Below are 7575 nucleotides of genomic sequence, written 5' to 3'. Positions count from 1 at the left end.
GCCGACCTGGCCCGATTCGCCTGGCAGCAGCTCCGCTTCCGGCTGCTGGCCCGGGAGCACGCCGGTGACATGTCACTGGCCAAGGAAGCGGCGCTGGCCTTCGTGCAGGGCTGGCGGGTCAACGAGGTCGAACACCTCGCCGAGGAGATCTTCGACGAGATGATGGCCCCCCGGATCTGGGCCGGCACCCACCAGCTCGCGCAGCGTCACCTGGACGGCGGTCAGCGGGTCTGGCTGGTCAGCGCCGCCCCCGTCGAGATCGGCCGGGTGATCGCCGCCCGGCTCGGCCTGACCGGTGCCATCGGCACTGTGGCCGAGGTGCTGGACGGGGCGTACACCGGACGGTTGGTGGGTGACCTGATGCACGGGCCGGCCAAGGCTGAGGCGGTCACTCAGCTCGCCGCCTTGGAAGGGCTCGACCTGTCCCGCTGCGCGGCCTACAGCGATTCGGCGAACGACCTGCCGCTGCTCCGCGCGGTGGGCCGGGCGGTGGCCGTCAACCCGGACGGCACCCTGCTGCGGCAGGCCCGCCAGCACGGCTGGGAGGTGCGGGACTTCCGCAGCGGTCGCCGGGCTGTCAAGATCGCCGTACCGTCGACGGCGGCCGCCGGGCTGGTCGCGGGCGCGGTCACCGCCGGCCTGGCCCTCCAGCGCCGCCGCCGAGCCGGGTGACCTCACGCGACACGTCGCGCTGGCTGGTTCAGGGGCCGAACGGGTCGGGGCGTCGCTCCAGCAGCGTGTGCAGGGTCTGCTGGATGGTCTCCCGCACCTGGTCGGCGAGGTTGAAGACCACCAGCGGGTCGTCCGCCGAGTCGGTCAGGTGGGCGGTGGGGATCGGCGGGCAGAACTCGATCAGCCACTTGCTGGGTAGCGGCACCATGCCCAGCGGACCGAGCAGCGGGAACGTCGGCGTGACCGGGAAATAGGGCAGCTTCAGCAGCCGCGCCAGGGGCTTGATGTCGGCGAGCATCGGGTAGATCTCCTCGCCGCCGACGATGGCGACGGGCACGATCGGGGTGCCGGTACGCAGCGCCGCCGAGACGAACCCGCCCCGCCCGAAGCGTTGCAGCTTGTACCGGTCGGCGTAGAGCTTGCCAATGCCCTTGAAGCCCTCGGGGAACACACCGACCAGATCGCCGCCGCTGAGCAGCCGCTCGGCGTCCGGGTTGCAGGCCACGGTGCCGCCGGTCTTGCGGGCCAACTCGGAGACCACCGGCATCCGGAAGACCAGGTCGGCGCCGAGCAGCCGCAGGTAGCGATGGGCGGGATGCTTGTCGTGCAGCGCCGCCGACAGGATCAGGGCGTCCAGTGCCACAGTCCCGGAGTGGTTGCCGACCACCAGCGCGGGCCCATCCACCGGGACGTGCTCCACCCCGCTGACCTCGGTGCGGAACCAGTCGCGGTAGAGCAGCCGCAGCAGCGGGTGGAAGACCGCGTCGGTCAACTCCGAGTCGAACCCGAACTCGTCGACCTCGTAGTCACCGGAGAGCCGCCGGCGCAGGAACGCCAACCCGTTCGCGACCTTGCGGTCCCAGTGGTCCCCGGGCCGGTCCGACACCGCCGACTCGGTGCCGCCGGACAACCCACCGTCGACCCCGTCGGCCGGGGCCGGGGGTGCGGCCGGAGCCGGGGTCGGCGGCGTACTCGGGGTCGGGGGTGCGGTCGAGGCCGGCGGTGCGGCCGGGGTTGGCGCGGCCTGCCCAGCCGGTCGATGTCCGTTGCGCCGCGCCGGCTCCGCGTCCGGAGCGGGCACCCGCTCGGGTACGTCGAAACGCCCGACCGACTGCGGGTCGCGCCCCTCCTCGAAGCCGCTCATGATGCCGCCTCGGTTCGCGACTGCGGGGCTCGCAGAACCGGCTCGCTCCTCGCGCTCACGATGACCGCTCCCGGACCGCTGAGCGCACCTGCCGGATGCCGTCCAGGACGAGTTGCTCGGCGGCGGCCAACTGATCCCGGGTGACCACCACGCCACCGTGGTGGGCCCGGATGAAGTCCTCGAACGCCTCGGCTGTCGACCGGGGCGTGAAGCCGTACTCCTGCTCGAGCCGGCTGGTGTCGACCACCCGGCCGTGCACGAAGAGGTCGACCTGGTCCAGGCCGTAGCGGCCGAAGCCCATGGTGCGGGCCAGCGCGGCAGCCCCGGAGAGACCCGGCTCCAGCACCGGCACGGCGACCCGGCCGGCGCGCCGGATGGCCTGGGACAGCGACAGCACGCCGGGGCCGGCGACGTTGTAGGTGCCGGGATGGTCCTCCACGATCGACCGGTGCAGCACCTCCAACGCGTCGTCGAAGTGCAGGAACTGCAGGCGGGGGTCACGGCCGAAGACGGTCGGCACGAACGGCTGCGAGAAATAGCGGGTCAGCGTGGTGTCTGCGGTCGAGCCGATGAACGGGGCGAAGCGCAGCACCGTGGCGGTGACGTCGGACCGACGGCGGCGGAAGCCGCGCACGTACCCCTCAAGGTCGAGGATGTCGCGGCCGAAACCGCCGCGCGGCACCTCGCGGGGTTCGGTCTCCTCGGTGAAGACCGCCGGGTCCCGGAACGACACCCCGTAGGCGGCGGTCGATGAGCGGACCACGAGCTTGCGCAGTCGGGGTGCCCGCTGGCAGGCGGCGAGCATCTGCATGCTGCCGATGACGTTCTGGTCCTTCATCCCGGACCGGCCGCCGTGCTGCGGGTCGGGTGAGGTGACGAGCGCGAGGTGCACCACCGCGTCGACGTCCAGGTCGGCGAGGAGGCCACCGAGGGAACCGTTGTCGACGCGGATCCGTTCGACCCGGTCCAGCAGGTCGGTGAACTCGATGCCGGAGTCCGGTGCGTCGACCCCGATGACCCGTTCGATGCGCGGGTCGGCGGCCAGACGGGCCGCCACGTGGGCTCCCAGGTAACGACCCACTCCGGTGACGACGACGACCCCCGGAGCACCTGAGGTGCCACCGGGGGTCATCTGACGCACCTACGCCGGCAGGATGGACCGAGCCGGGACGACCACGGCCTGATCACCTGAGCCTCCGGAGGTCGACAGTTTGGCAAGTGACGCCGAACGCCGGGCCTGAGCCCGGCGGCGGTCACTTGCCGAGACGGCGACGCTGGACGCGGGTCTTGCGCAGCAGCTTGCGGTGCTTCTTCTTAGCCATGCGCTTACGGCGCTTCTTGACCACCGAGCCCATACGACAGCCTTTCGATACAACGTGCGGGGCGGACCGGATGACACCACGCAGGTGGCGACGGCGACCGCTTGCGGACAACGGACCGGACCAGTCTGGGCGGCGGGGCGCACCGGTGGGGTCTCGGTCGGGTTCCAGGGTAGCCGCAGGGCGTCAGCCGGACCAACGCGCCCCCGCCGCGGCCGCCTCTGGCGCACGACCGCGGGGCGCGCGAGCTCACTCCTCACGCCCACCGACGCCGGTCAACCGACGATCGGAGGGTGAGGCGGTGGCTCAGGCGGTCTCCTGAAAGGCACCCCGGAGATATTCGTGCACCGCATGCTCGGGCACCCGGAATGACCGACCGACCCGGACGGCGGTGAGCTCACCGCTGTGCACCAGCCGATAGACGGTCATCTTTGACACCCGCATGACCGTCGCCACCTCCGCAACGGTCAGGAACTTGACCTCCGACAGCCGTCCGTCGGACTGTGACCCGGCCATGGCTCACCGACCCATCCCATGCCCGGCGCGTGCCAACCCGACGGATGCTCCGGGCCGGGCCGACGACGCGCGTGTTACCAGTACGGTAGCGGGGCGGTTGTGACCGGCGCGATCCCTTCCTGCAACTGATCATGCTCAGGTGGCCGGTTCACCCGATCCGTGCTCCCGGTATCCGCCCGTCCGCGTCCGTCGTCCGGTTGTTCCTTTGCCGCTCATTCGGTGCGCAGCGCGACCACCGGGTCGAGACGGCCGGCGCGCTGCGCGGGAACCACCCCGAAGACGATGCCCACCACCGCCGAAACCCCGAAGGCGAGCGCCAACGACCACCAGGTGATCGCCGCCGGGATCGGCGACAGCGCGTCGACAAGCACGGCGGTGCCCACGCCCAGCGCCATCCCGGTCAACCCGCCGATCGTGGTGAGCAGCACCGCCTCCAGCAGGAACTGCACGCCGATGTCGCGGGGACGCGCCCCGACGGCCTTGCGCAGCCCGATCTCCCGGGTCCGCTCCCGGACGCTGACCAGCATGATGTTGGAGACGCCGACGCCGCCGACGAGCAGCGAGATGCCGGCGATGGCCGCCAGCACGCCGGTGAGGACACCGAGGATGTCGCCGAGCACGCCGAGGATCTGCTGCTGGGTGACGGCACTGAACTCGGTGTCCGGGTGGCGGCGGTTCAACTCGGCGACGATCCGCTCGCCCAGCTCGTCGATCCGCTCCCGGTCCGGCGCCTTCACCGCGATGCCGTCGACCCGCTGGGTGCCCCAGAGTCGTTGCGCGGCGGTCACCGGCACGTGCACCTCGTCGTCCCGGTCGACGCCGAGGCTCTGCCCGAGGGGCGCGAAGACACCGATCACCCGGAACCGCACCCCGGCCAGCGCCACCTGCTGGCCGAGCGGGTCCCGGTCGGGGAAGAGCGCACGGGCGACCGAGTCACCGAGCACCACCACCCGGCGGCTGGTGTCCACGTCGGTGCCGGTGAGGTAACGTCCCCGCGCCAGCGAGCGGGTGAACACCGCCGGGGTCGTCTCCAGGACGCCCTGCACCGTGGTGAAGTCGGAACGGGCGCCGGCCCGCGCGGTCGCCCCCGAGGCGACGGTGACCGCCACCCGATCGGGGTCGCCGACCACCCGGGTGACGGCGTCCACGTCCTTGAGGGTCAGCGGCGAGACGACTGGCGCGTTGCCCACCTCGATGCGGCCGGGGACGACCAGCAGCAGGTTGGAGCCGAGGCCCTCGACCTGTTGCTCGACCTTCTGCTTGGTGCCGGTGCCGATCGCCACCAGCAGCACCACCGAGGCCACCCCGATGATCACCCCGAGCATCGTCAGCGCGCTCCGCAGCCGGTTGGCCCGCAGGGCGTCCAGCGCCACCCGCCACGCCTCGGCGACTCTCACGCCGTACCTCCGGGCCGCTCGACCCCACGCGAGCCCGCAGCGCTCTCACGCGCCTCGCCCGGGTCGGCCTCGGGCCGCTCGACCCCGCGCGAGCCCGCAGCGCTCTCACGCGCCTCGCCCGGGTCGGCCTCGGGCCGCTCGACCTCGCGCGGAAGGCGCCCGGTGGCTCCGGCGGCGCCACCGGAGCCACCGGACGGGTGCTCCGGACCGCTTCCGGACGCGGACCGGGGCTCCGCGCTGGGAGCGGGGACCAGTGTCGCAGGTCGACCGTGATCAACGGACGGCGGTCGATCATGAGCGGAGCGCGGGTCGCCGCTGTCCGCCACGACCACCCCGTCGCGCATGGTGATCCGACGATGAGCGCGGGCCGCCACCTCCTGATCGTGGGTGACCATCACCAGTGCCACCCCCGACTCCGCGTTCAGTTGTTCCAACAGCCCCAGCACGGCGGCGCCGGTGGCACTGTCCAGGTTGCCCGTGGGTTCGTCGGCCAGCAGCACCGTCGGCTCGGTGACCAGCGCGCGGGCGATCGCCACCCGCTGCTGCTCGCCGCCGGACATCTGGTTGGGCCGGTGGTCCAGCCGGTGCCCGAGGCCGACCCGGCCCAGCATCGCCGCCGCCCGCTCCCGCCGCCGCCGGGCCGGGACTCCCCGGTAGACCAGAGGCAACGCCACGTTCTCCACCGCCGAGGTACGCGGCAACAGGTGGAACGCCTGGAAGACGAAGCCGATGGTCTCGTTGCGCAGGGTCGCCATCTCCGGTGGCGCGAGGGCGTTGACGTCGCGTCCGCCGATCACCAGGCGGCCACCGGTGGGCCGGTCCAGCCCGCCGAGGAGGTGCATGAGGGTGGACTTGCCCGAGCCGGACGGGCCGACCAGCGCCACGTAGTCCCCCGGCTGCAGGGTGAGCGACACCCCGCGCAGCGCCTCCACCGACACCCCGTCGAGCTGGTACGTCCGGGACACGTCCACCGCCTCGATGGCCGGAACGCGCTCCCCTTCCGGCGGATCGCCGCGCGGATCCGCGACGGCGGGTTCGCTCACCGGACTTCCTGGCCGTCGCGGACCTGATCGGCGCCACGCACCACGATCCGGTCGCCGGGCTGCACGCCGTTGAGGATCTGCACCAGGTCGGACCCCTGGACGCCAACGGTCACCGACGCCCGGCCCGCCTTGCCGTCACGGACCACCCAGACCGCGTCCCGGCCGTCGGCCGAGAACACCGCCGACGCGGGGACTGTCACCGCGTCGACAGCCTCGCGTACCCGCAGGTGCACGATCGCGTTCATGCCGGGGCGGGGCGTCGGAGCGGGCTCGTCCTCGGCCAGCTTTCCGGCGCCCAGCGCCAGGCGGACCCGGTAGGTGACGCCGCCCTGCGCCGAGTTGGTGGGCAGCACGTCGACCGAGCGGACCACCGCGTCGTAGCTGGCACCGGTGACGGCGTCCAACTCGACGGTGGCCGGCACGCCGGCCTTGACCAGCAGCACGTCGGTCTCGTCCACCTCGGCGAGCAGACCCAACTGCCCGGTGTCGACAACGGTCAGCACCGGGGTGCCTGCGGTGACCTGACCACCGACCGCGACGGCGTCGTCCACGCCGGGAGGCGGCCCACCCTGGCTGGGGGCCAGCACGGACGGGTCGAGACCGGCCGCCTGCGCGCCACCGGCCTGCTCCAAAAGCCCGGCCAGACCAGCATTCGCGCCACCGCCGGCCCGGGTGCCGCCGGGCTGCACCACCCCGGCGATCGGGGCGCGCAGGGTCAGCGCGTCGACCGTCGCCTTCGCCAGGTCGTACGCCTGCTGGGCCTGGAGCCGTTGCGCCGCGGAGAGCGCGCCGACGGCGGAACTCAACCCGTTGATCCCCCGCTGCACGGAGCGGACCGCCTGGTCGGCGCTGCGCGCGGCGGCAGCGTACTGGCGTTGCGCGGACGTCACCTGGGTGAGCAGCGCGTCGCGCAGTTGCGGGTCGGCGATCTTCTCGGCCGCCTCGCGGGCAGCGTCGAACGCCTCGTCGGCGGCCTTGTCGGTGCCACGCCGGCTGCTGGTCAGGCTGCCCGCGCCGACGCCTCGGCCGGCGCGCTTCGCGGCGGCCAGCGCCTCCTTGGCCTGACGGAGGCGCTGTTGCGCGCTCGGCGAGTCGACCACCGCCAGCACCTGACCGCGCTTGACCCGCTGTCCGGGTTGGACGCGCAGGCTGGACAGGGTGCCGTCGGCGGGAGCGGTGAGGGTGGCGGCGGCGCGGGCGGTGACCGTGGCGGGTGCGTCGATCACCTCGGTGACCGGGTTCCGGGTGGCCGACGCCAGCGCGAGATCGGGGCCTTCGTCGCCGCAGGAGGCGGCGGTGGTGGCGGTGAGGACGACGACGGCGGTCAGGGCGATGAGCAGGCGGGGCCGCATGGTGCTGGCGGGCCGTGACGACTGGGAACGGCGCACCCATCGATGGTACGGCGCACCGCCGCACCGCCTGCGAGCTGCGTCAGGCGGCGGTGGCGCGGACGTACGCCACGCACTCGTCGTGCAGCGTCGACC

The 7575-nt window shown here is 72.9% G+C and carries 7 protein-coding genes and 1 pseudogene; 1 reads left to right on the top strand and 7 read right to left on the bottom strand.

Going from position 1 to position 7575, the window contains the following annotated elements:
- The coding region (locus ABZ749_RS24840) for an HAD family phosphatase (RefSeq protein ID WP_357231753.1) at window positions 1-672 on the top strand (672 nt) is incomplete at its 5' end.
- 28 nt (window positions 673-700) lie between these two features.
- Here the strand turns inward: ABZ749_RS24840 and ABZ749_RS24835 are convergent.
- From ABZ749_RS24835 to ABZ749_RS24805, 7 genes and pseudogenes are all read right to left on the bottom strand, one after another.
- The gene (locus ABZ749_RS24835) at window positions 701-1582 is read right to left on the bottom strand and encodes a lysophospholipid acyltransferase family protein (protein ID WP_357197687.1); all 882 of its coding nucleotides are present in this window, start codon (window positions 1580-1582) and stop codon (window positions 701-703) included.
- Window positions 1583-1871: 289 nt separating this feature from the next.
- On the bottom strand, window positions 1872-2948 hold the full coding sequence (locus tag ABZ749_RS24830) for an NAD-dependent epimerase/dehydratase family protein (protein ID WP_357231750.1): 1077 nt from the start codon (window positions 2946-2948) through the stop codon (window positions 1872-1874).
- A gap of 121 nt (window positions 2949-3069) precedes the next feature.
- Complete coding sequence (locus ABZ749_RS24825; RefSeq protein ID WP_007465623.1) at window positions 3070-3171, bottom strand: AURKAIP1/COX24 domain-containing protein; 102 nt, start codon at window positions 3169-3171, stop codon at window positions 3070-3072.
- A 270-nt stretch (window positions 3172-3441) separates the two neighbouring features.
- Window positions 3442-3651, bottom strand: a complete 210-nt coding sequence (locus tag ABZ749_RS24820; protein ID WP_007465625.1) for a helix-turn-helix domain-containing protein — start codon at window positions 3649-3651, stop codon at window positions 3442-3444.
- Between the two features lie 212 nt (window positions 3652-3863).
- Window positions 3864-5048, bottom strand: a complete 1185-nt coding sequence (locus ABZ749_RS24815; RefSeq protein ID WP_357231747.1) for an ABC transporter permease — start codon at window positions 5046-5048, stop codon at window positions 3864-3866.
- A gap of 155 nt (window positions 5049-5203) precedes the next feature.
- Window positions 5204-6091 (bottom strand): annotated as a pseudogene (locus ABZ749_RS24810) (ABC transporter ATP-binding protein); the annotation flags it as partial.
- Window positions 6088-7443, bottom strand: coding sequence for an efflux RND transporter periplasmic adaptor subunit (locus ABZ749_RS24805; protein WP_357231756.1), 1356 nt, complete (start codon window positions 7441-7443; stop codon window positions 6088-6090). The pseudogene ABZ749_RS24810 and the gene ABZ749_RS24805, both read right to left, overlap by 4 nt.
- Between the last annotated feature and the right edge of the window lie 132 nt (window positions 7444-7575).

It is taken from the genome of Micromonospora sp. NPDC047753, assembly GCF_040642735.1.
Taxonomy (GTDB): Bacteria; Actinomycetota; Actinomycetes; order Mycobacteriales; family Micromonosporaceae; genus Micromonospora.
Note: the sequence above shows the minus strand (reverse complement) of the source record. Positions and strands in the feature narration are given on the sequence as shown.

Excerpts from the sequence above, each read along its gene's own strand:
- ABZ749_RS24825 (WP_007465623.1), bottom strand. The coding sequence starts at position 3,171 with ATGGGCTCGGTGGTCAAGAAGCGCCGTAAGCGCATGGCTAAGAAGAAG.
- ABZ749_RS24820 (WP_007465625.1), bottom strand. The coding sequence starts at position 3,651 with ATGGCCGGGTCACAGTCCGACGGACGGCTGTCGGAGGTCAAGTTCCTG.
- ABZ749_RS24805 (WP_357231756.1), bottom strand. The coding sequence starts at position 7,443 with ATGCGGCCCCGCCTGCTCATCGCCCTGACCGCCGTCGTCGTCCTCACC.
- ABZ749_RS24830 (WP_357231750.1), bottom strand. The coding sequence starts at position 2,948 with ATGACCCCCGGTGGCACCTCAGGTGCTCCGGGGGTCGTCGTCGTCACC.